This window comes from Aromatoleum evansii (assembly GCF_012910805.1).
Taxonomy (GTDB): Bacteria; Pseudomonadota; Gammaproteobacteria; order Burkholderiales; family Rhodocyclaceae; genus Aromatoleum; species Aromatoleum evansii.
On the sequence record NZ_WTVK01000004.1, the window covers coordinates 61,604 to 83,322 of the forward strand.

General features: G+C 68.4%; 19 protein-coding genes and 1 tRNA gene. 8 read left to right on the forward strand and 12 right to left on the reverse strand.

Annotation, left to right across the window (positions count from 1 at the left end; all coding sequences use genetic code 11):
- Positions 1 to 83: 83 nt before the first annotated feature.
- A complete protein-coding gene (locus GO615_RS02945; RefSeq protein WP_169125553.1) occupies positions 84 to 1,064 on the forward strand; it encodes an MBL fold metallo-hydrolase in 981 nt (326 codons plus the stop codon).
- Here GO615_RS02945 and GO615_RS02950 read toward each other — a convergent pair whose 3' ends face one another.
- The 5 genes from GO615_RS02950 to GO615_RS02970 form a co-directional block, all read right to left on the reverse strand.
- Entirely contained in the window at positions 1,065 to 2,348 is a 1,284-nt protein-coding gene (locus GO615_RS02950; protein ID WP_169125554.1) for a cation:proton antiporter, read from the reverse strand.
- Between the two features lie 170 nt (positions 2,349 to 2,518).
- Positions 2,519 to 2,603: transfer RNA gene (locus GO615_RS02955), tRNA-Leu, on the reverse strand.
- A gap of 60 nt (positions 2,604 to 2,663) precedes the next feature.
- Positions 2,664 to 3,746, reverse strand: coding sequence for a lipocalin-like domain-containing protein (locus GO615_RS02960; protein ID WP_169125555.1), 1,083 nt, complete (start codon positions 3,744 to 3,746; stop codon positions 2,664 to 2,666).
- Positions 3,746 to 6,253 (reverse strand): FtsX-like permease family protein, encoded by a 2,508-nt coding sequence (locus tag GO615_RS02965; protein WP_169125556.1) that lies wholly within the window; start codon positions 6,251 to 6,253, stop codon positions 3,746 to 3,748. Before GO615_RS02965 ends, GO615_RS02960 begins: the two co-directional genes overlap by 1 nt.
- Entirely contained in the window at positions 6,250 to 6,927 is a 678-nt protein-coding gene (locus tag GO615_RS02970) for an ABC transporter ATP-binding protein (protein WP_169125557.1), read from the reverse strand. Before GO615_RS02970 ends, GO615_RS02965 begins: the two co-directional genes overlap by 4 nt.
- Positions 6,928 to 7,237: 310 nt before the next feature.
- Here GO615_RS02970 and GO615_RS02975 point away from each other — a divergent pair, with 310 nt between their 5' ends.
- From GO615_RS02975 to hpnE, 5 genes are all read left to right on the forward strand, one after another.
- Complete coding sequence (locus GO615_RS02975) at positions 7,238 to 8,161, forward strand: ABC transporter substrate-binding protein (RefSeq protein WP_169125558.1); 924 nt, start codon at positions 7,238 to 7,240, stop codon at positions 8,159 to 8,161.
- Entirely contained in the window at positions 8,158 to 9,522 is a 1,365-nt protein-coding gene (locus tag GO615_RS02980; protein ID WP_169125559.1) for a sensor domain-containing diguanylate cyclase, read from the forward strand. The genes GO615_RS02975 and GO615_RS02980 overlap by 4 nt, the downstream gene beginning before the upstream one ends.
- A 199-nt stretch (positions 9,523 to 9,721) precedes the next feature.
- Positions 9,722 to 10,555, forward strand: coding sequence for a squalene synthase HpnC (hpnC, locus tag GO615_RS02985; protein ID WP_169125560.1), 834 nt, complete (start codon positions 9,722 to 9,724; stop codon positions 10,553 to 10,555).
- The gene (gene hpnD / locus GO615_RS02990) at positions 10,552 to 11,385 is read left to right on the forward strand and encodes a presqualene diphosphate synthase HpnD (RefSeq protein ID WP_169125561.1); all 834 of its coding nucleotides are present in this window, start codon (positions 10,552 to 10,554) and stop codon (positions 11,383 to 11,385) included. The genes hpnC and hpnD overlap by 4 nt, the downstream gene beginning before the upstream one ends.
- Before the next feature lie 19 nt (positions 11,386 to 11,404).
- The gene (hpnE, locus tag GO615_RS02995) at positions 11,405 to 12,715 is read left to right on the forward strand and encodes a hydroxysqualene dehydroxylase HpnE (RefSeq protein ID WP_169125562.1); all 1,311 of its coding nucleotides are present in this window, start codon (positions 11,405 to 11,407) and stop codon (positions 12,713 to 12,715) included.
- Positions 12,716 to 12,730: 15 nt separating this feature from the next.
- Here the strand turns inward: hpnE and GO615_RS03000 are convergent, their stop codons facing one another.
- Positions 12,731 to 13,447 (reverse strand): ABC transporter ATP-binding protein, encoded by a 717-nt coding sequence (locus tag GO615_RS03000; RefSeq protein ID WP_169125563.1) that lies wholly within the window; start codon positions 13,445 to 13,447, stop codon positions 12,731 to 12,733.
- Here GO615_RS03000 and GO615_RS03005 point away from each other — a divergent pair.
- A complete protein-coding gene (locus GO615_RS03005; RefSeq protein WP_169125564.1) occupies positions 13,431 to 14,042 on the forward strand; it encodes an arylesterase in 612 nt (203 codons plus the stop codon). The genes GO615_RS03000 and GO615_RS03005 overlap by 17 nt on opposite strands.
- 40 nt (positions 14,043 to 14,082) lie before the next feature.
- On the opposite strand, the gene selD is transcribed toward GO615_RS03005, so the two are convergent.
- The gene (selD, locus tag GO615_RS03010; RefSeq protein ID WP_169125565.1) at positions 14,083 to 15,123 is read right to left on the reverse strand and encodes a selenide, water dikinase SelD; all 1,041 of its coding nucleotides are present in this window, start codon (positions 15,121 to 15,123) and stop codon (positions 14,083 to 14,085) included.
- Positions 15,124 to 15,179: 56 nt separating this feature from the next.
- Here selD and mnmH point away from each other — a divergent pair, with 56 nt between their 5' ends.
- Positions 15,180 to 16,229 carry a tRNA 2-selenouridine(34) synthase MnmH gene (mnmH, locus tag GO615_RS03015; protein WP_169125566.1) on the forward strand — a complete coding sequence of 350 codons (1,050 nt, stop codon included), beginning with the start codon at positions 15,180 to 15,182 and terminating at the stop codon, positions 16,227 to 16,229.
- Between the two features lie 6 nt (positions 16,230 to 16,235).
- Here the strand turns inward: mnmH and GO615_RS03020 are convergent, their stop codons facing one another.
- From GO615_RS03020 to GO615_RS03040, 5 genes are all read right to left on the reverse strand, one after another.
- Positions 16,236 to 17,651 (reverse strand): sigma-54-dependent transcriptional regulator, encoded by a 1,416-nt coding sequence (locus GO615_RS03020; RefSeq protein ID WP_169125567.1) that lies wholly within the window; start codon positions 17,649 to 17,651, stop codon positions 16,236 to 16,238.
- Positions 17,652 to 17,678: 27 nt separating this feature from the next.
- Positions 17,679 to 19,022 carry a sensor histidine kinase gene (locus GO615_RS03025; protein ID WP_246262121.1) on the reverse strand — a complete coding sequence of 448 codons (1,344 nt, stop codon included), beginning with the start codon at positions 19,020 to 19,022 and terminating at the stop codon, positions 17,679 to 17,681.
- 165 nt (positions 19,023 to 19,187) lie between these two features.
- The gene (locus tag GO615_RS03030) at positions 19,188 to 19,349 is read right to left on the reverse strand and encodes a hypothetical protein (protein ID WP_211166931.1); all 162 of its coding nucleotides are present in this window, start codon (positions 19,347 to 19,349) and stop codon (positions 19,188 to 19,190) included.
- Positions 19,350 to 19,571: 222 nt separating this feature from the next.
- Positions 19,572 to 20,147: a class I SAM-dependent methyltransferase gene (locus GO615_RS03035; RefSeq protein WP_169125569.1), complete on the reverse strand. Its 576-nt coding sequence runs from the start codon at positions 20,145 to 20,147 to the stop codon at positions 19,572 to 19,574.
- Positions 20,144 to 21,604, reverse strand: coding sequence for an NAD-dependent succinate-semialdehyde dehydrogenase (locus tag GO615_RS03040; protein ID WP_169125570.1), 1,461 nt, complete (start codon positions 21,602 to 21,604; stop codon positions 20,144 to 20,146). The genes GO615_RS03035 and GO615_RS03040 overlap by 4 nt, the downstream gene beginning before the upstream one ends.
- Positions 21,605 to 21,719: the final 115 nt, after the last annotated feature.

Consider the following 21,719-nt stretch of genomic DNA (forward strand, 5'->3'; position numbering starts at 1 on the left):
CCGGAGCAGCCCGCCTCGCGATGAGCGCGTTTTGCGCTATTCTCCATGACGCGCTCATCGCCCCAACCGACAGGAGAATTTCCATGTACAAGAGCCTCCAGCGAATTCTCGCCGTGAGTGCCGCGTTGTTCGCCCTTGCGCCGGCCGCACCGGCGCTGGCGGAAGCCCCCATGGTGAAGACCCAGGTTCCGGGCTACTACCGGACCATGGTCGGGCAGTTCGAGGTCACCGCCCTGTATGACGGCGCAATCGAGCTCGACACCAAGCTGCTCAAGAACGCCGAACCGGAAGACATCAGCCGGATGCTGGCACGCGGTTTCGTCGGCAACCCGAAGATGCAGACCGCGGTGAATGCCTACCTGATCAACACCGGCGGCAACCTGATCCTCGTCGATGCCGGTGCGGCCAAGCTCTTCGGGCCCACGCTCGGCTTCGTCGTCGACAACCTGAGGGCGGCCGGCTACGACCCCGCGCAGGTCGACACCATCATCCTGACCCACATGCACCCCGACCATATCGGCGGCCTCGGCGATCCGGCGGCTCCCCCGGTCTTTCCGAACGCCAACGTGTACGTGTCGGTGCTCGACAACGACTTCTGGCTGTCGCCCGAGGCTGCTGCCGCCGCAAAACCCGAGATGCAGGATTTCTTCAGGATGGCGCGCGAAGTCGCGGCTCCCTACCAGGCACGCGGCAAGTGGCGCACCTTTGCCGACGGCACCGAGATCGCCGCGGGCATTCGTGCGGTGAAGGCTTACGGCCATACGCCGGGCCACAGCGCCATCTCCCTCGAGTCGGCCGGCCAGAAGCTGCTGATCTGGGGCGACATCGTGCACTCGCATGCGGTACAGTTCGCGTTGCCCGGCGTGTCGATCGAGTTCGACTTCGACCAGACCCAGGCGGTGGCGACCCGCCGCAGCCTGATGTATTCGCTGGCGGCGAGCAAGACGCTGGTGGCCGGCATGCATCTACCCTTCCCCGGTATCGGCCACGTGCGCGCAGACGGCAAGGGCGTCTACGCCTGGGTGCCGATCGAGTACGCGCCGCTCCCCAAGCCGGCTCAGTGATCAGCGTTCCGGCCAGAAACGCTCCATCAGCGGCTTGACGCTGATCCCATGGCACAGGATCGACAGAGTGACGACGATCAGTGTCATGTGGATCAGCTCGAGCGCCAGCTTTTCCGGCAGGCCGTGCTGGATGGCGTACATCAGGTAGTAGAGGGAACCGATCCCGCGCACGCCGAACCAGCCGGCGAGCGCCTTCGCATTCCAGGGCGTTCGCGTGCCCGCCAAGCCGACGAACACGCTCACGGGACGTGCGACGAGGAACAGGAACAGCGCCAGTGACACGGCGCGCCAGCTCCACGAGTCGACAAACAAGGTCCCGCCGATCAGCAGGATCAGCACCACCTCGGACAAGCGCTCGAGGTGTTCCTTGAACACCAGCGAGCCCTCGCTGACCGTCGCAGCGGGGGTAGCTTCACCGCCTTCCGGGCTGTCATAAGCCAGCAGGCGGTCCGGGACGTCCGGCCCGGCGCCCACGAGCTTGCGCTCCGTCTGGCGCAGCGCGACGGCAGCGAAGAACACCGCGAGAAAGCCCCACACACTGATCAGCAGGCTGAGGCCATACACCAGCGCGATCAGGCCCAGCCCGAGGAAGTCGTCGAGCAGGCCGTGCTCGGCGCGGCTGCTGCGCAGCCGATGCGCCAGATGGGCGAGGCCGGCGCCGGCGACCGCACCCAGCGCAATGCCGGCAGCGGTTGCCCACACCACGTCGACCAGCAGCCAGCGCGCGCCCATCTCGCCCAGTTCGTGCAGCCCGAGCAGGCCTAGACCGAGCATCACGAAGGGAAACGCGCTGCCGTCGTTCATGCCGGCTTCGCAGGTCAGCGTGAAGCGCAGGCGGTCGCGGTCACCCGGGTGGCGAATCTGCACCTCGGTCGCCAGCACCGGATCGGTCGGCGCGACGATCGCGCCAAGCAGGATCGCGGCGCCGAGCGGCAGCCCCAGCGCGTAATGCGCAAAGACGGCCACCAGGCCGACGGTGATTGCCATCGACACGAACGCGAGCAGCACCGGTTTGCGCCACCTCGCCATGCTGACCGGAACGGGCATCTTGACGCCCGCAGCGTACAACGAGATCAGTGCTGCCGCCTCGGTGAGGATCTCGAGGAGCGCCGATTCCTTGAGCGGATTGAAATGGAAGAGGTTCAGCACGGTCGGCCCGACCAGCACGCCGACCGCGAGGTAGATGATCGCGCTGGTGACCGGCAAGCGCTTGAGGACCGACGAAGTCAGGCCCATCGCGAGCAAAAGGCCGCCCACCAGCAGAAACCACTGCGCGTTAGTCATTGCGTAATCCGTGAATGCGGAAAGGTGCGGCAGGAGCCCCTTTCTCCGGTATCAGTAACTTCCGCTACGCGGTCGGCAGGAAACGATGCCCGGCAATGAAAGGCTGACGCGGCCAAGTACCGCATCCACCGTGCGAAGACCGACTCCGCACGCACTGCGATCACGCCGTATGGTGCCCAAGAAGGGACTCGAACCCCCACGCCTCGCGGCGCCAGAACCTAAATCTGGTGCGTCTACCAATTCCGCCACTTGGGCCCCGCCGTACCCGCAGAGCGGGCTGCCGCCATTGCAGCGGCGGGCGCATTATACACGGCCTCACATCCTCAGGCGTTCGGCGTAGCCGGTCATCTCGAGGTAACCGCGTCCGATCTCGCGACCAGACTCGAACAGCCGCACGGCGCCTTCCCAATACACCGCGCCGGTCGAACGTCGGCTGTCGAGTTCCTGATCGTCCATCAGGGGACGCAGCTCGAGGCGGCGGCCGTCGATGTCGATCACCCATTCGACCGCGTACTCGGCGCCGGTGCGGGGCGAGCGCCAGCGCCGCTGGGGTGTCAGGGCCACCTGCTCCCGCTGCAGGGCGCGCACCGCGCCTCCGGCGGCGCGCAGCGTGCCGGCAGACCACATGGATCCGCCGCGCTCGTCGCGCATGCGGAAGGCCATCAGCGAACCGCCGTCGTGCAGGTTGATGCCGATCCAGTCCCAGCCCCGCGCGCCCTCGGGCAGCAGCTCGCTGGACCACTCGTGGTCGAGCCAGGCCCGCCCTTTCACCGGGACGGTGTTGCCATCCACGCGCAGCGACCCGCTGACCACGAGCTGCGGGCGGCTGTAGTAATGGCTTGCATGCTTCGGATCAGGGGCTTTCTGGCTGAAACCCTTGTCGCCGTTGAGCACGGGCGGGCCGGAGGGGTCGAATCGCAGGTCGAAGGCGAAGGATCCGGCGTCAACACGGCTGCGATAATGATCCTGCCCCCATGCGAGTTGCCAGTCGCGGATCCATACCCCCGTCGCGCCCGTCTCGGCGCCGGCCAGCGGCTCCAGTTCGCGCTCGCTGCGCTCGGCATGAAGCAGACGCCCCACGGCGGGATCGGCGATCGCCGCGTGCGCGAGCACGAGCTGGCGTGGTGCGAAGCGACTCGGATTGTCCTCGCCGATGCCGGTGCGGACGCGGAAGAAGGTGACCTGGAAGCCGCGCTCGACACCCCGGTCGTCGGTGATCCAGCCGGTGACGTACCACCACTCGGTGCGGTAGTCCGGATGCGCGCCGCCGTCCGCCGGAAAGCGCAGCGTTGCGCCGGGCAGCACGGGCGGGTAGTCGGGCGCGGCGTCTGCCGCAGGCACGGCAAGCACTCCGCACACGGCGAACGCAAGGGCATGCGCGAAGCACCTCCAGTCCATCACCAGTCCTCCCGCACGGCCATCACGGCCGTACCGCGCATCGCCTGGTAGCCGGAAACGCGCGCGGCGATCCCCGCAAGCGCGATCACGGTGACGGCAAAAGCCAGCAAGCCGCCGATTGGAAGCGTCAAGTCCATGCTCCAGTGGAAACTCTGGCGATTTACGACCTCGATCAGAACGACCGCAATCGCGGTACCCGCCGCGAGGCCGAGCGCGGTCCCTGCCGCGGCCGTGAGCACGCCCTCGAGCGTGATCAGCCGGCCGACCTCGCGGCGCGTCATCCCCAGATGACGCAGCATCCCGAATTCCTTGCGCCGGGCGATCGCCAGCACCGCAAAACTGGTGCTGACGCCGAACAGTCCGATGAGCACGGCGACCGCCTCCATCGCGTAGGTAACGAGGAAGGTGCGATCGAAGATGGCGAGACTGCGGGCGCGAATCTCCCCGGGACTCGCAATCCGAACGGTGTTCTCGCCGACGATGTCGCGGACCGCGGCGGCGACCGTATCGAAGGATGCGCCCTCGGCAAGAAGGACGCCGACGTCGTTCGCAACGAGGTCGCCGGTCACCGCACGGTAGTCCGCCAGCTCGATCGCGACCGCACCCTGTTGCCGCGCGTAATCGCGCCACACGCCGGCGACGCGGAAGGTCACGGACTTCCCGCCCAGCGGCAGGACGAGGGCGTCACCCGTCGCGACGGCAAAGAGGTCGGCCATCGCTTCCGATACCCACGCCGGCATCTCCCCCGCCGCGGGCGGCGTCGCCAGGCCAACCAGCGGGAGCAGTTTGCCGCCGTCCAGCGGGCGTGCAATCAGGACCACGGGAAGACGCCGGTCGTCGAGGCGCAGGGTATCGAAGCGCAAGGGCATCGTTCGCGACACGCCCGGGAGCGCAGCGATCCGCCCCAGTACGGCCGGGTCGAGGAAGCCGCTGGTGCCCTGCGGGGACGCGCTGACATAGAGATCGGCAGGCAGCACGGCGGTGAGCCAGCGATCGACCGAATCGCGAAAGGAGGCAACCATGATCGCCATGGCGACGGCGAGTGCGACGCTCGCGACCACCCCGGCGCCGGCGACGACGCCCTGCCCGGGCGCGGCCGCAAGACGAGCGTTCGCGAGTCGCCAGAGGGGCCGGCGCAGGAGGGAAGCGATGCGCGCAAAGCCCCGCACGAGTATGGGCAGCACCAGCACGGCGCCGACCAGGATAAGGGCGACGGCGAGGTAGCCGAATACCGGCACCCCGCCGAGCGACGGCAGCAGGCATAGCGCCGCAGCGCCTGCGAGACAGGCGGATGCGCTGCGCGGGTGCGCGCGGAAGCGGAACATCGCGGCTTCGTCACCGGACTTGAGCGCAAGCGCGGGTAGCATGTGCCATGCCTCGCGCGCCGGCTGCCATGCACCCGCCAGCCCGGCGAGAACACCCAGGAGGAGGTAGGCGCCACTTGCCACCGGATCGAAGCGCAGCGCGGGGCTTAGCGCGCTGAAGTAGCCCGCACCGAGATCGCCGCCGGCGACTGCGAAAGCGACGACCGCGATCCCATGCCCGAGAACGATCCCGAGCAGGCCGCCCGCGAGTCCGACGACGGCACCTTCGACCAGCAATCCGCGCATCAACGAGCCACGATCCAGTCCCAGCGCGCGCAGGAAGGCGAATTCCTGGCGACGGCGGGCCACGGCAAGGAACTGCGTGGAAAAGACGAGGAAGCCGCCGGTGACGAGGGCGATCGTGGCCAGCATCGTGAGATTTACGCGGTAGGCGCGCGAGAGTCCTGCCGCCAGTTCCTCGGCGGCGCTCGGGGTGAGCACTTCGACGCCCGGGGGCAGGCCGGCCGCGAGCGCATCGCGTGCGGCGGCAACATCGAGGCCTTCCTTCAGGCTGAGGTCGATGCGCGTGATGCGCCCCACCCGCCCGAAGAGCTGCTGCGCGGCGGCGATATCCATGACTGCCAGCGCCCGCCCCTGCCGCGCGCCGGGGACCCCGCCGGCCACGTGCAGCGATACGACCCGCGCGGCAGCCACGACATCCAGCCGGTCGCCAACCGCGACGCCGAGTTCGGCCTGGGCGGCGGGGCTCAGGAACAGCGCATCGGGCTGCAGCCAGGCGAGGGCGGCCCCTTCACGCCCGGGCTCGGTGGCCTGCGGCATCAGGGCCGGATGGACGTGCGCCGCCCGCAGGGCATCGATGCCGAAGAGGGGAAGCGAGCGGCCATGCGACGGCAGACGGACCTCGAGTTCCACGACAGGACTGGCATCGGCCACCTCTTCGCGCATCGCGAGGGGTCCGTACAGCGCATCATCGAAGCCCTCGCGCGATCCGGCTACCTGCAGGTCCGCCTCGCCGGCAAGCAAGCGCATGCCGCGACCGAATTCGTCGAGTGCCGCAGCATGGATGATCTGCACGGCCAGGCCGAGGGCGACACCGAGCGCGATCGCGAACAGCGACAATGCCGTTGCGAGCCGGCGACGCGCGAGGCTGGCGATGAAGATCCGGCCGAGGACCCGACTCACGTGCGTTCGCCGTCGGGCGCGAGGCCCCCCGTGGTCAGGCGCAGGATACGGTCGGCGCGCAAGGCTGCCGCACGCGAGTGCGTCACGAGGATACCCATCGCCCCCGCGTCGCGGATGCACTCCAGCAGCAGGTCGAGCACCCCCGCCGCGCGCCCGGGATCGAGGTTGCCCGTCGGTTCGTCGGCGAGCACGAGCGAGGGCCGATGGACGAGCGCGCGGGCGATCGCGACGCGCTGCAGCTCCCCGCCGGAAAGCTCGCGCGGCCAGGCGCCGGCTCGGTCGAGGAGTCCGACCCGCTCCAGCATCGCCCGGGCGCGCCGGTCGGCTTCGACGTCATCGGCGTCGAGCAGCCACAGCGGCAGGGCGACGTTCTGCGCCACGTCAAGGTGCGGGAGGATGTGGAAGGCCTGGAAAACAAAGCCGAAGCTGCGCCGGCGCAGTCCCGCCAGCGCGTCGTCGTCGAGCCCGACGAGTTCGGTTCCGTCGAGACGGATGCTCCCGCCATCGACCGGTTCCAGCCCGGCAATGCAGTTGAGCAGGGTCGACTTGCCTACTCCCGACTCGCCCATGACGGCAACACACTCGCCGCGTCGCACGCACAACGATAGCCCCTCGAACAGCACGCGCGCGACGGCAGCCCCGAGTCCCTTGCTCAGATCGTCGATTTCCAGCATTCCGACCGCTCCCCCGCCCATGGTTCAGACCGGCACCGCCTGCGCGATCCCGATGCAAATCCCGATGCAAATCCCGAAGGCTTATGATGGGCACATCCGGGATTGACTCGACACGGCATAAATGGAAAGCTGCACCATTTGAACAGCACAGTATATCCGGCGCGCATGACGCGGACGAACACCACCCGGGCCGCGAGCCCCTCGCGCACAGCCTCCGCAACGAGGAAGAACACGCCGGTCCGGGGCGAGTCCGCTCGCAAGCATACGATACCCTGTTCCCCTGCGGCGGCTGTCGCGGGCCACGGATGACATGCTGAACCGACTGGCGCTCCTCGTACTCGGTTTGTTGGCGCTGGCCCTGGCGGCCGGGTCGGCGTTCGCCCTCGAGGCGGCCATCGTTCTGTCGAAGCGGAGCGACGCACAGACGGCCTTCGCGGCCGCGCTAAGCCGCGAAATCACGACCTCGGCAGCGATTCGCCTCAGCGATGCCGGCAGCACCGGTGACTCGATCAACGAGGCGGCCCTCAAACGCGCCGACGTCGTGATCGCCGTGGGGGCCGAAGCGGCCGACGCCGTTGCCGATCGCAGCACCTCCCCCGTGCTGGTTGCGCTCATCTCGACACCCAACCTGCGCGCGTTGCAGCAACGGCATCCGCGCACCAAGCTCGCCGGCTTCGTGCTCGACCAGCCCCTTGCCCGGCACATGCGCCTGATCCGCGCGACCAACCCGAAGACCACCCGCGTGGGCGTGCTGCTCGGCCCGCAATCCGCCGCGACGCGCAGCGCGCTCGCCGAATCCGGCGCCCGGCAGGGGCTGACCATGAGCTTCGAGATCATCGCGGATGTCGACGGCCTTCTGCCTGCGCTCGAACGCCTGCTGGAGTCCTCAGACGCAATTCTCGCGGTGCCCGACCCGACCGCCTACAGTCCTGCGACCGCGCGCCCGATCCTGCTCACCACCTACCGCTACCGCAAGCCGCTGTTCGGCTACTCGCAGGCCTACGTGACCGCGGGAGCGATCGCCTCCGTGTTTACGGCACCGGAGGACGCGGCTCGCCAGGTGGGAGAATGGCTCGTCGCGCAGCAAGGGGCGGGACACATCGACCTCCCGGTGGCTGAGGCGCCACGATATTTCAGTGTCGGCGTCAATCGCCACGTCGCACGCTCGCTGCTGTACCCGGTTCCGGACGAAGCGGCGCTCGTCGATGCAATCGAAAAGCGGAGGCCGCAATGAACCCGGCCAGCCTTTCCCTGCACAACCGCTTGCTGCTGGTGGCGCTGCTGCCGGCGGCGCTGCTCGCCACGCTGGTCACGACGCTGGTGCTGTATCGCGGCGCACAGACCCTGGACCGCACCCTGCACGAGCACGGCAACGCGATCGTCAGCTTCCTCGCCCCCGCCGCCGAGTACGGCGTCATATCCGGCAATCGCGCCACGCTCCAGACGCTGCTGCAGGCTGCAACGGCGCAGCGGGAAGTGAGCGCGGCGGCGGTATATGACGGCCGCGGCGAACTGCTCGCCAGCAGGGGGCGCATCAGCGTGCTGGAACCCGATGCGCTGCGCAAGATCGAGGAAAGCACCACCAGCCACGCAGCCCCGGACATGCTCGCGGTGGTCGCCCCCATCAAGTCGGGCGTCATCGCCATCGATGACGAACTTGTAGACGGCTGGCAGCCTGGCGTCGCCCAGCAGGGGGCGAACACGATCGGCTGGGTGCATGTAGAGCTCGACACCCGCCCCTCTTCGCGGGAGAAATCCTTCATCATCTGGACGTCCTTCGCGATCGTCGCCTTCGGCCTGTTGCTCACCGCGGTGATCGCCGTGCGGCTCGCGCGCTCCGTTTCGCGTCCCGTGGCGCGCCTTGTCCGCGGGGTCGGGCAGATGGCGCTCGGCGCGCTCGACGTCGCGATTCCCGAGAAGGCCTCCAGTCAGGAACTCTCCACTCTGGAGCGCGGCTTCAACACGATGGCGCGCGCGATCTCCGAGAGCCACCGCACCCTGCAGTCGCGCATCGATGACGCCACCGCGCTGCTCGCATACCAGGCACAGCACGATCCGCTGACCGGCCTGCCGAACCGCCGCGTCTTCGAACAGAAACTCGACGAGTGCGTCGTGGCCTCCCGCAGGGCGGGCGATCACGGGGCGCTGTGCTTCATAGACCTCGACCGCTTCAAGATCGTTAACGACACCTGCGGCCACGCCGCCGGCGACGACCTGCTGATGCGCATCGCGCTGCTCATCCAGCAGCGCGTGCGCGAGCAGGACATCATCTGCCGCATCGGCGGCGACGAATTCGCGCTGATCCTGCGCGGCTGCAGCCCATCCGACGCGCTCGACATCGCGGACGAACTGCGCACGAGCATCGCCTCGTTCGATTTCGAATGGCAGGGACGACACTTTTCGATCGGCGCCAGCATCGGGATGGCCTGCATCGACGGCAGCCACACCGATCCATCGGAGATCCTGATTGCGGCCGACGCGGCGTGCTACGAAGCCAAGCGCAGCGGCCGCAATCGCGTGGTGCGCTATCCGCTCGAGGCGGTGAACCAGGACTCACCCGCGCTCGAAGGGCCGGACGAGGCGCAGGCGGTCTGACTCATCCAGGGGGCGACGCCCCTGTGGGAGCGGCTTTAGCCGCGAACGAGCGGTTCACTCCGCGCCACGGTTGCTTCGCGGTTGAAGCCGCTCCCACAGGACAGCTCTCACGCGAGGCCCCGCGCTTGGTTCCTGCGATTGCCCTGGCGTGCCGTGCTGCGACGCACGCGGCTTCGCGTATACTCGCGGCGCCCCGATCATGCCCGTCGACCACTACGAAAACTTTCCTGTCGCCTCGCTCCTGCTTCCGGCCCGCCTGCGCGAGCCCGTGGAGGCGATCTACGCGTTCGCGCGCAGTGCCGACGATATCGCGGACGAGGGCGACGCGACGCCCGTTGCTCGCCTGGCGCGGCTCAATGACTATCGTATCGAGCTCAACGCCATCGACACCGGGCAGCCCCCGCGCGATGCCTCGCTCGCGCCGATCTTCGCCCGCCTCGCGAGAAACATCCGCGCCCACAGGCTGCCGCTGCAGTATTTCCGCGACCTGCTCGACGCCTTCAGCCAGGACGTCGGCAAGACGCGCTATGCCGACTTCGCCGAACTGCTCGACTACTGCCGCCGCTCGGCGAATCCCGTCGGACGCCTGCTGCTGCACCTCTACGACGCCGCGACGCCGGATAACCTGCGTCGCTCCGACCTCATCTGCACGAGCCTGCAGCTCATCAACTTCTGGCAGGACGTCGCGATCGACTGGCGCAAACGCCGCATCTATCTGCCGCAAGCCGACATGGCCCGCTTCGGCGTAAGCGAGGACCATATCGACAGCACCCGTTGCGACGATGCATGGCGTGCCCTGATGGACTTCGAAGTGCAACGTGCACGGGCGATGATGGTCGAAGGGGCGCCCCTCGCACGGCAACTGCCGGGACGCATCGGCTGGGAGCTGCGCCTGATGGTGCAGGGCGGCCTGCGCATTCTCGAACGCATCGAGAAGGCGAACTACGACGTGTTCCGGCACCGCCCCACCCTCACCCGCAGCGACTGGCCGCGACTCGCCTGGCGCGCCGTGCATTACCCGAGAATCCGATGAATCCGCACGATTACTGTCACGACAAGGCTGCCAAGAGCGGCTCCAGCTTCTACTACAGCTTCATGTTCCTGCCTCCGGAGCGCCGCCAGGCCATCACGGCCCTGTATGCGTTCTGCCGCGAGGTGGATGACGTCGTCGACGAATGCCACGACGTGCAGGTCGCGCAGACCAAGCTCGACTGGTGGCGCAAGGAGGTGGCGCGGGCGTATGGGGGGGCCCCCAGCCACCCGGTGGGGTTCGCGTTGAAGGACGTCAGCGCACGCTTCAACCTTCCGCGCGAACAGCTGCTCGAAATCATCGACGGCATGGAGATGGACCTCACGCAGAGCCGCTATCTCGACTTCAAGGGCCTGCAGCTCTATTGCTACCGCGTCGCCAGCGTCGTCGGGCTCCTCGCCGCCGAGATCTTCGGCTACCGCGAGCGCCAGACGCTGAAGTACGCGCACGACCTGGGCATGGCCTTCCAGCTCACCAACATCATCCGCGACGTCGGCGAGGACGCGCGCCGCGGCCGCATCTACCTGCCGATCGAGGACCTGCAGCGCTTCAAGGTGCCCGCAAGCCAGATCATGGAAGGCCGCCACGACGACAACTTCCGCGCGCTGATGACCTTCCAGGCCGAGCGCGCGGAGAAGTTCTACGACCAGGCGCTCGCCCAGCTGCCCGCGGCCGACCGCAAGAGCCAGCGTCCCGGCCTGGTGATGGCCGCGATCTACCGCACCCTGCTGCGCGAGATCGCCAGCGACGGCTTCCTGGTGCTCGACCGTCGCACCTCGCTCACGCCGGTGCGCAAGCTGTGGATCGCCGCCAAGACCTGGGTGCGTGCATGATGACGGGACGCAGCCCGCGATGAACCAACCGGTCGCGGTCATCGGCGCCGGCTACGCCGGCCTCGCCTGCGCGGTCGAACTCGCCCGGCGCGGCGTGCAGGTGACCGTGTTCGAACGCTCGCACACGCTCGGCGGACGCGCACGCGCGGTCGCGAAGGACGGCTGGCGCGTCGACAACGGCCAGCACATCCTGCTCGGCGCCTATGGCGAACTGCTGCGCCTGCTGCGCGTGACCGGCGGCACGCCGAAGGAGCTGGCCCACCTGCCGCTCACCCTGCACACGCCGGGGCAGCTGCATCTGCAAGCCGCCCGCCTGCCGGCCCCGCTGCATCTGGCGCTCGGCCTGCTTACCGCGAAAGGGCTGAGCTGGGGCGACCGGCTCGCGATGCTGCGCCTGATGCGCGTGCTGAAAAAGCGGCGCTTCCGTGTCGACTCCGCGCAAAGCGTGGCGGCGCTGCTGCACGAACTGCGCCAACCGCAGCACCTCGTCCGGCTGGTGTGGGAGCCGCTGTGCGTCGCCGCGCTGAACACGCCGCTGGACGAGGCTTCCGCGCAGGTGTTCGCGAACGTGCTGCGCGACAGCCTCGGCGCCGGCGCGGCGGCGAGCGAGCTGCTGATCCCGCGCGTCGACCTATCCGAACTCTTCCCCGTGCCTGCGGCGCGCTACCTCGCCGTGCGCCGTGGCAAGCTGCGCACCGGCACGCCGGTCGAGGGGATCCATCAGGTGCAGGGCGGGTTCCGCCTGGAGGGCGACCCTTCGCCGCGACAGGTGTATTCGCAGGTCGTCCTGGCGACCGCGCCCCACCATGCGACAGCCCTGCTCGATTCCGTCGGCAACTGCGAGCGGCTGTCGGCGATGATCGCCGCGTTGCCGAGCGAGCCGATCACCACGGTATACCTCGCGCTCGGGCAGACCGTGCGCCTGCCCTACCCGATGATCGGCCTCGCGCGCGGGCCCGCGCAGTGGGCCTTCGACCGCGGCCAGCTCGGCGGGCCGCACGGCCTTCTCGCCTGCGTCATCAGCGCGCACGGGCCGCACGACGCGCTTTCGCGCGAGGATCTGCTGCTCGCCGTGCACGCACAGCTCGAGCAGGAACTCGACCAGCGCCTGCCACCACTCGAGTGGTCGCAGGTCATCACCGAGAAGCGAGCGACCTTTGCCTGCCAACCCGCCGTCTCGCGCCCCGGGGCGCAGACGCCCGTGCCGGGGCTGTGGCTCGCCGGCGACTACCTCGATTCGGATTACCCCGCGACGCTGGAATCGGCCGTGCGCTCCGGCATCAATGCGGCCTCGCGCGTGCTGCGCCGCATTGCCAGCACCGCGGCCTGACCCCGCCCGCTCCCGTCAGGCTGGCCGCAGCGCCGGTTCGGTGAGACGCCCGGCCTGCATGTGCAGGACCCTGTCGCAGCGCGCGGCGAGCGACTCGTCGTGGGTGACGAGGATGAGCGTGGTGCCCGATTCGCGGTTCAGCGCGAACATCAGCTCGATCACCGCTTCGCCGGTGACCGCGTCGAGGTTGCCGGTGGGCTCGTCGGCAAGCAGCAGGCGCGGATCGGGAGCGAAGGCGCGCGCCAGCGCGACGCGCTGCTGCTCGCCGCCGGAAAGGTGCTTGGGATAATGCCGCAGGCGGCTGCCAAGACCGACGCGCTCGAGCCATTTGCGTGCCGTGGCCGCGGCGTCGCGGGCGCCGGCGAGTTCCAGCGGGAGCATGACGTTTTCAAGAGCCGTCAGCGCCGGCAGCAACTGGAAGGCCTGGAACACGAAGCCGATCGCCTCGCCGCGCAACCCCGCGCGGTCGTCCTCGCCGAGTGCGAACAGATCCCGGCCGAGAATATGCACGCTGCCCGCGCTGGGAACATCCAGCCCGGCCAGCAATCCGAGGAGGGTCGATTTGCCCGAGCCGGAGGCGCCGACGATCGCGACGGACTCGCCGGCCGCGACGCCGAACGACACATCCTGCAGAATCTGGAGCATCCCCTGGCCGTCGGCCAGTGCGACACTCTTGGACAGGCCCGAGACCTGCATCACCGGAACGGAGAACTCAATGCCGCTACGATCCATCGTGACCTTCTTGTTTGCAATGCTGTTGTCGGGCGCCGCCCAGGCGGCAACGATACTCGTGTGGGGCGACAGCCTGTCGGCCGGCTACGGCCTGCGGTCGCAGGAAGACTGGCCCACCCTGTTGCAGACGCGACTTGTGCGCGAAGGGTTCCGTCATACCGTGATCAACGGCTCCGTCAGCGGCGAAACCACGGCCGGAGGGCGCACGCGCCTGAGCGCGGCACTCGACCGGCACAAGCCCGATCTCGTCATCCTTGAGCTCGGCGCAAACGACGGCCTGCGCGGACTGCAGCCCGCGCTCATGGGCGAAAACCTCAGCGCCATGATCCAGGCGGCACGCGGCAAGGGTGCGAAAGTGTTGCTCGTGGGCATGCAGTTGCCGCCCAACTACGGCCCCGCCTACACGCGGCGTTTCCAGCAGACCTTCACCGAGGTCGCACGCAGCGAGAAGGTGCCCCTCGTTCCCTTCCTCCTCGACGGCTTCGCCGACAAGCCGGATCTTTTCCAGCCTGACGGCATCCATCCGACCGCCGAGGCCCAGCCGCTGATCCTCGAGACCGTCTGGAAGGGGCTGAAGGGCCTGCTCAAGGGCTGAGACGCCGGCCGGGCCGGGGCGCACCCGGCCCGGCGACATTTTATTCGACGCGCAGCACCGCCTCGCCCGCGACCATGCGGCCGATGACGTGGCCCTCGCTGCCCTGCTCCGCGCGGATCGCCGCCAGCACCGCCTCGACACCCGACTCGGCGCAAGCGATCAACAGGCCGCCGCTGGTCTGCGGGTCGGTGATGAACTTGCGCTGCCACTCCGGCGCGTCGGCCGCCATTCTCACGTCGTCGCCGTAGCTCGCCCAGTTGCGCGTCGAGGCCCCGGTGGCGACGCCCTCGCGCACGAGCTTCTCGGCCGCGGCGATCTTCGGCAGCGCATCGAAACTGAGGGTCGCGCCGAGCTTCGAGCCGCGGCAGATCTCCAGCAGATGGCCCGCCAGCCCGAAGCCGGTGACGTCGGTGACCGCATGCACGCCACCCATGCCGGCGAGGCGTGCGCCCACGCGATTGAGCAGCGTCGTCCAGCGCAGCATCTCTGCGTAGTCGGCATCCGCCAGCAGACCTTTCTTCAGGCCCGCGGAGAGGATGCCGATGCCCAGCGGCTTGGTCAGGATGAGGACGTCGCCCGCCTGCGCGCCGGCGTTCTTCTTGACCTCGGCGGGATCGACCACCCCCAGCCCGACGAGGCCGTAGATCGGCTCCAGCACGTCGATGGAATGGCCGCCGGCGATCGGGATGCCCGCGTCGCGACACACCGAGGCGCCGCCCTCGAGAATGCGGCCGATGACTTCGGGCGGGAGCTTGTCGAGCGGCATGCCCACGAGCGCGAGCGCCATGATCGGGCGTCCGCCCATCGCGTACACATCCGACAACGCGTTGGTCGCGGCGATGCGGCCGAAGTCGTATGGATCATCGACGATGGGGGTGAAGAAATCGGTCGTCGCGACGATGGCCTGACGCTCGTTGAGCTTGTATACGGCCGCGTCGTCGGCGGTTTCGGTGCCGACGAGGAGCTCCGGCGGGACGATCCCGGCGGGGGCATGCGCAAGCAGCTTCGACAGCACGGCGGGCGCGATTTTGCAGCCGCATCCGCCGCCGTGGGAGAATTGCGTAAGTTTGATCTGATCCATGGATTCCGAAGGGGAAAGACGGCCGTCCGGCACATGCCGGCGCGCCGCGACAAGGCATGAAAAAAGGCATCGCGACCGTAGCACAGCTGGACACCTTTGACGAGTTCATCGACGCCCGCAGCCCCGCGGAATTCGAGGAAGACCACATCCCCGGCGCGGTCAGCTGCCCGGTGCTGGACAACGAGCAGCGCGCCATCGTCGGCACCATCTACAAGCAGCAGTCGGCCTTCGAGGCGCGCCGCATCGGCGCGGCGATGGTCGCCGAGAACATCGCCCGCCACCTGCGCGAGCGCTTCCAGGACAAACCCAAGGACTGGCGCCCGCTCGTCTATTGCTGGCGCGGCGGCCAGCGCAGCGGCTCCTTCGTGACCTGGCTGCGGCTCATCGGCTGGGACGCGTGCCAGCTCGAAGGGGGCTACAAGAACTGGCGGCGCATGGTCGTCACCGAACTGGAAACGCTGCCGCAGCGCTTCGACCTGCGCGTGCTCTGCGGGGCGACGGGCAGCGGCAAGACGCGCGTGCTCGAACAGCTCGCCGCGCTCGGCGCTCAGGTGCTCGACCTGGAGGATCTCGCCGCGCACAAGGGTTCGGTGCTGGGCGCTCTGCCCGACCGTCCGCAGCCGACGCAGAAGTCCTTCGAGACCCGCCTGTACCAGAAGCTGCACGGCTTCGACCCGGCGCGGCCGGTCTTCGTCGAGGCCGAGAGCCGCAAGATCGGCCGCATCCACCTCCCCGAAGGCCTGATCGCACACATGCGAGCGAGCGCCTGCGTCGCGATCGAAGCCGCCCGCGACGCGCGCATCGAATTTCTGGTGCGCGACTACGACTACCTCGGCCGCGACGTGCCCGACCTGCAGAACCGTATCGAATTCCTGCGCGGCCTGCAGAGCAACGAAGTGCTCGAACGCTGGAAGGAGCTCGCCCGGCAGCGCGACCTGCACACGCTGTACGGGGAGTTCATCGACCTGCACTACGACCCGCTCTACCACCGCTCGCAGAACCGCAACTTCGCGCGCTTCCCTGAAGCCCCGAGTTTCGCCTGCGACGACCTCACGCCCGCCGGCATCCGCGAACTGGCGCAACGTATCCTCGCCGCACAGGCGTGAAGGGGCTCACACGCTGGTCACGGTGAGCCCGAACTTGTCGATGCGGTAGCGCAGCGTATCGCGGCTGATGCCGAGCACGCGGGCCGCGCGCGACACATTCCAGCCCGTCCGGCGCAGCGCATCGAGGAGCGCGCGGCGCTCCATGTCCTCCAGCGTCTGCGGGGCCGAGGGCGCTGGAGGTGCCGCGGGTGCGGCGTCCGGCACCTCATGCCCCAGCGGCGGCACGCTGACCACGGTCGACAGCGACAGCTGCGAGACGTCTATCGTCGGCCCCGTCGCCAGCAGCACGGCCTGCTCGAGCACGTTGCGCAGCTCGCGCACGTTGCCCGGCCAGCAGTGCGCGAGCAGCAGCGCCTCCGCACCCCGCGTCAGTGCGGGGGGATGCTTGCCGTAGCGCGAGGCGTGAAGCGCGATGAAGTGACGGGCGAGCGACAGGATGTCCGCACCACGCTCGCGCAGCGGTGGCAGGGTCAACTGGAACACGCATAGGCGGAAATAGAGATCTGCGCGGAAGCGTCCCTCGCGCACCAGCGCCTCCATCGGGCGATGGGTGGCCGCGACGATGCGCACGTTGACGCGCTGGTCGCGCAGGCTGCCGATGCGCCGCACGGTCTTCTCTTCCAGCAGTTTCAGCAGCTTCGCCTGCAGCGACAGATCCATGTCGCCGATCTCGTCAAGGAACAGGGTGCCCCCCTCCGCCGTCTCGACGAGACCGAGTTTGCGCTCGCGTGCGTCCGTGAACGCACCGCGTTCGTAGCCGAACAGTTCGGATTCGAGCAGTTGCGAGGGAATCGACGCGCAATTGAGTTCGACGAAGGGCTTGTCGCGCCGCGGCCCGTTGAAGTGCAGCGCCCGCGCGACCAACTCCTTGCCGGTACCGGTTTCGCCCAGCACCAGCACGGCCGGGGCATCGCTGTCCAGCAGCTGGGACTCGGCGTCGAGCAACTGGCGCAGCGTGTTCTTCAGCGCCGTCATGGGCGGCGAATCGCCGAACAGGCTCGCCAGGTCGGTGGCATCGGCCTCGCGGCGCTGGTAGTAGTCGAGCGCACTGTCGCGCTGCTTCTCGTCGAAAGCCTTGTCGACCAGCAGCTTGAGCTTGCCCAGTGCGACCGGCTTGGTGAGGAAGTCGCGCGCCCCCGCCTTCATCGCCTCGACCGCGAGCTCGACCGTGCCGTGGCCGGTGATCATGATGACGGGGATGCCGGAGTCGAAGGCCCGCACCCGCGTGAGCGCCTCGAGGCCATTGAGGCCGGGCAGGTTGAAATCGAGGATCACCGCGTCGGGCTTGAAGACGTCGAGCAGCGCCAGGCCCTCTTCCGCGCTGCCCGCGACGCGCACGTCGTAGCCGCTGCGCTCCAGATAGATGCGGATGTTCTTGCCGAGAACCGCCTCATCCTCGATAACCAGAATCGCGCGCCCCATAGCCCCTCTCCTGCCTGCTCCAATCCGTCAAGCGCACGTCAGCGTCAGATGCACGGCGGTCCCGCAGCCCGGCGCACTGTCGATGTCCATCGTGCCGCCATAGCGCTCGATGATGCGCCGGGCGAGCGCGAGACCGACACCCAGGCCCTGCGTCTTGGTGGTGTAGAACGGCTTGCCTGCGCGCTGCAGCTGCTCCGCGGTCATGCCCGGCCCGCTGTCGCGCACCGTGAGCACCACATGGCGTCCGCCACGCGCGCTCTCGCAGCGGATTTCCAGCCGCCCATCGGCCTGGACGGCCTCGATCGCGTTCGCCACGAGGCTGTGCAGGACCTGCGCGAGCAGCAGCGGATCACCGTGTACCGGAGGAATCTGCGCAGGCATCTGCAGCGACGCGGTGATGTGCCGCCTGTGCAATTCGCGTCCGAATTCGTCCACACAGCGCCCGACGATGGGCCCGAGCGATACCGCCCCGGCCTTCTCGTCGAGCGGCCGCGAATAGGAGAGCAGCTCGCGCACCCAGGCTTCGAGGCGGTCGGATTCGGAGATGATATCGCCCGCCGCCTCACGCCCCGTGTTCTCGTCGGTCACCAGGATCAGCTCGGCGGAGCTGCGGATCGACGCGAGCGGATTGCGTATGCCGTGCGCGACCGCGGAACTCATTTCCCCGACCACGGCGAGCGTCTCGGCGTCGACCAGGCGGCGCTGCTGTTCGGAGATCAGCAGGTCCGCCCGTCGCACCATCCAGAACAGCGCGGCATACAGGAACAGCCCCGCCAGCGCCGCGCCGACGGCGATGTTGCGGTTCAGTTGCTGCAAGGCATTGAAGAGCGCCACCGGATTCTTGTAGAACTCGATCGCCCCCAGCACCGTCCCGTCGGTGTCGCGCACCGGCAGATAGATCTCGACGAAGAAGTTGGCCGCCCGCGCCAGATGCATATGCTCCGCCTTCTCCTTCACCTCATGGCGCCTGCCGTGCGCCACCAGCCTCCCCGCGAGGGCCTCGTCCAGCTCCTCGTTCGCACCGAACTGCTGACCGATCAACTCGGCCTCGCTCGACCACAGGATGCGGCGCGACGTATCGTAGAGATTGGCCCTCAGCACCCCCGGCATCAGCGCGAGATGGGAAAACGCCCCACCGGGTTCGTCGACGCTTACCGGTTCGCGCTCGACAAGAAGCCTGCGCATCGACTGCTCGGTCAGCATCAGGTTCTCGACCATTTCCATGGTCAACTGGCCTTCCTGTCGCACCATGCGTTCGGTCACGAAGTCCGAGATCAGGTATGCCGCAGTCGCCGAGATCGATGCAATCGACAGCAGCCCGATCAGCGCAAACCAGCGGCTCAGGTTGAACGGCCGCAACTGCACGGGCATCGCAGGTTTCCTGGGTCCGGCCCCGATCATCGCTCCATCCCCCCCGCCCGCATTCGCCACGGCGGACAACTCGCGCCCCCATAGATCCCCCGCCGAACCGGGAACGACGCATGCGCATAGTAGACGCGCGGAGATCAATCCGGCGCTCATTCCGCTGCCCTCCGTTCAGGGGCGCAAGGCGCCGCGGCGCGCAACTGGACGCACCCGCCGTCCGCAGGCGAACTCGAGGTGTCGATGCTGCCCCGGCCGTTCGATACGTGCCTGGATCCAGTCGCCCACCCGCGAAACACGGGGGCCGCCGAGCAGGGTGACGTTTGGGGTATTCATTTTCGACCTCCGGGGCGGCTGACTGCCTATTCCCGGACACGAGTGCCGGGTTCGCTAGTCCCTATGCACGCACCGTGCCACCGATGGGAAAGTTCCCACTACCAATGATCACGCCCCTTTGCCGTCTTTACTTCCCTTGCGCGGCCAACTGGGGAAATCCCCACTTGGGGCATATCACCCATTTGTTCTGGCAATTCCGGGGGTCGTTACCCACGCATATCCTCACTCGGATGCGGGTGGCAGCGCAGTCGAGTCCGCGGGACGCCTGACCGCACACACACGCTGAACGACCGCAGCCTTCGGTCGCTCCACGACCCCCTGTTCGAACGCCAGCACCGCGAAGTCCGTCCCCAGCGAGCCGAGCAGCTCGCCTGGCCGCAGCAGGAACTCGGGGTTCGAGGGACGCCCGAAGCGCTCGTTGCCCAGCATGAAGGTTTCGTAGATCAGCACGCCACCAGACGCGACGCACGCGAGGAGCTCGGGCAGGCGCGGACGGTAGAGATAGTTGGTGACCACGACCGCATCGAAGAGCTCGCCGGCCAACGGCCACGGCCCCTCCTCCAGGTCCTCGCAGCGCGGCTCGATGCGCGGCTCCTCCGCCAAAGTCGCGAGCGCCTCCGCGTTGCGATCCACCGCCACGACACGATAACCGCGCGCCGCAAACAGGCGGGCATGGCGTCCCGCACCGCACGCGTAGTCGAGCACCGTACCCCCCGGCGCCACGAGCGGCAGGAAGCGCCGCACCCACGCAGAGGGTTCGGCCGGGTACGGGTGGCCGGCGGAGATCTCTTCGCTCATCGGTCGATGCCCGCGACACAGATCGACTTGATTTCGAGATACTCTTCGATGCCGTACACCGAGCCCTCGCGTCCGAGGCCCGACTGCTTGATGCCGCCGAAGGGCGACACCTCGTTCGACATCAGGCCGGTATTGACGCCGACCATGCCGTACTCGAGCTCCTCCGCGACGCGGAAGATGCGCCCCACGTCGCGCGAGAAGAAATATGCGGCCAAGCCGTACTCGGTATCGTTGGCCATGCGGATCGCCTCCTCCTCGGTCTCGAAGCGGAACAGCGGCGCCACCGGACCGAAGGTTTCCTCGCGCGCGACGCGCATCGCCGGCGTCACGTCGGCCAGCACCGTCGGCTCGAAGAACGAACCGCCCAGCGCATGGCGCCGACCGCCGGTCATGATGCGCGCGCCTTTCCCCACCGCGTCCGCGATGTGGCTCTCGACCTTGGCGACGGCCGCATCGTCGATCAGCGGACCGATAGTCACCCCTGCGTCAGTTCCGGGACCTACGCGCAGCCCTTTCACCGCCTCGGCGAGGCGCTCGGCGAAGCGGTCGTAGATGCCCGACTGCACCAGCAGGCGGTTCGCGCACACGCAGGTCTGGCCCGCGTTGCGATACTTCGACCCCATCGCGCCCTCCACCGCGGCGTCGAGGTCGGCATCGTCGAAGACGATGAAGGGCGCATTGCCACCGAGTTCCAGCGACAGCTTTTTCAGCGTGGGCGCGCACTGCCCCATCAGCAGGCGACCCACCTCGGTGGAGCCCGTGAACGACAATTTACGCACGACCGGGCTGGACGTCAGCTCCCCGCCGATCGCCACCGGATCGCCGGTGACGACGTTGAACACCCCCTTCGGGAAGCCCGCCTGCTCCGCGAGCGCCATCAGCGCCAGCGCGGTTAGCGGCGTCTGCTCCGCGGGCTTCACGATCACCGTGCAGCCCGCCGCGAACGCCGGTGCGACCTTGCGCGTGATCATCGCCGCAGGGAAATTCCACGGCGTGATCGCCGCGCACACGCCCACCGGCTGGCGGATTGCCAGCAGGCGGCGGTCCTGGCCCACGGTCGGGATCACGTCGCCCATCGTGCGCTTCGCCTCCTCGGCGAACCACTCGACGAAGGAGGCGGCATACGTCACCTCGCCCTTCGCTTCCGCCAGCGGCTTGCCCTGCTCCGCGGTCATGATCGCCGCCAGTTCGTCGGCCGCATCGACGATCAGCGCGAACCAGCGCCGCAGCAGCGCCGCACGCTCCTTCGCCAGGCTGCGGCGCCACGCGGGCAGCGCCGCATTCGCTGCCGCGATGGCGCGCGCCGTCTCCGCCGCCCCCATGTCGGGGACGTGCGCGATCGTTTCACCGCTTGCCGGGTTGCGGACGGCGAAGGTCGCGCCCGAATCGGCGTCGGACCAGCTGCCGTCGATGTATGCCTGCTGGCGGAAATTGGGGTAGTCGGCGAGAGTTTTCATGATGGGGAGATGTGTCGATGTCGGCGTTAAGGCCGCGGGAACGTTGATTCTAGTCGCGCCGCCGCGCCTGCGCACGGGCGAGCGCGTCAGCGCCAGCCCCGCCACCTGTACGCCT